The 1,054-nt window shown below is 60.9% G+C and carries 1 protein-coding gene; it reads right to left on the reverse strand.

All coding sequences use genetic code 11. The features are described from left to right. Positions 1–175: 175 nt before the first annotated feature. The coding region (locus tag G5154_RS21105; RefSeq protein WP_421251641.1) for a type VI secretion system Vgr family protein at positions 176–1,054 on the reverse strand (879 nt) is incomplete at its 5' end.

Genomic DNA, 1,054 nt, shown 5'->3' on the forward strand with positions numbered 1-1,054 from the left:
GGGCCTTGTTCGGCTTGGTCCGCAAAGGCCGTACCGGCAAACAAGGGGATGGCATTGGCACCACCTTGGTTGCAGTAGTCCGCCACGGCGGTGGTATCGAGCGCGGCATCAACGATGGCAAACAGTTGGCCGGGGTGTTGGCTACGCCACTCTTGAAATGTCATGCCTTACCTCCCTAGGCAAAGGGGCAGGGCTTCACCAACGGGGCCATGGATTCCATGCTCTTTTGAATCGCGCTCGCCGGGATAGTGGCTGGTGGTGCGGGTGGTACCTTGACCGCCCCCGGCAAGCCGGGCATTTGACCCGCCCAACCGGAGCCCGAGCCGGGACTGCCGCCAGAATTCATCTTGATAGTGGGACCGACCAGGGTGACGCCACTGGGGTCAACCTTCACAAAGCTGCCGCCGACTTTGAGGGTCAGCTCGGAGCCTGCTTCCAGCACAATCTTGTTACCAGCTTTGATGTGGACCTCTTGGCCAGCCTCAACCAGCAGCGACTGGGCCAGCTTTTGGTGCAGGGAAGCATCGACCGTCAGCGAATAGTCCGCCTTGATCTGGTCACGCTTCTCACCCTCCACCGTCAGGTGGTCGTTGGCCTTGATGCGGGTCACCCGCTCGTTGTCGATATCGCGGTGCTCGTCGTGCTTGATATGCCAGGCGGCGTCGTTCTCTATCAGCACGTTCAGGTCTTTCTGACCGTGGATGTAAATCTCTTCCTGCCCCGCCTGGTCTTCAAAGCGCAGCTCGTTAAAGCCCTCGCCCTTGTGGGTTTCGGTGCGCAGCACGGTGCGAGTCTTGTTGGCAGGTAGCTCATACGGCGGCCGGTTGGTAGCGTGGTAGGTACGCCCCGTCACGATGGGCTGGTCGGGGTCACCCTCCAGAAACGAGACAATCACCTCGTGGCCGATACGCGGGATGGCCATCATGCCGTATTGGCCGCCGGCCCAGCCTTGGGATACTCGTACCCAGCAGGAGCTCTGGTCGTTGGAGCTGCCGTAACGGTCCCACGGGAACTGCAGCTTCACCCGGCCATGTTCGTCGCAGTAAATCTCCTC

The organism is Aeromonas sp. 600527, from assembly GCF_049175415.1.
Lineage (GTDB): Bacteria > Pseudomonadota > Gammaproteobacteria > Enterobacterales > Aeromonadaceae > Aeromonas > Aeromonas veronii_A.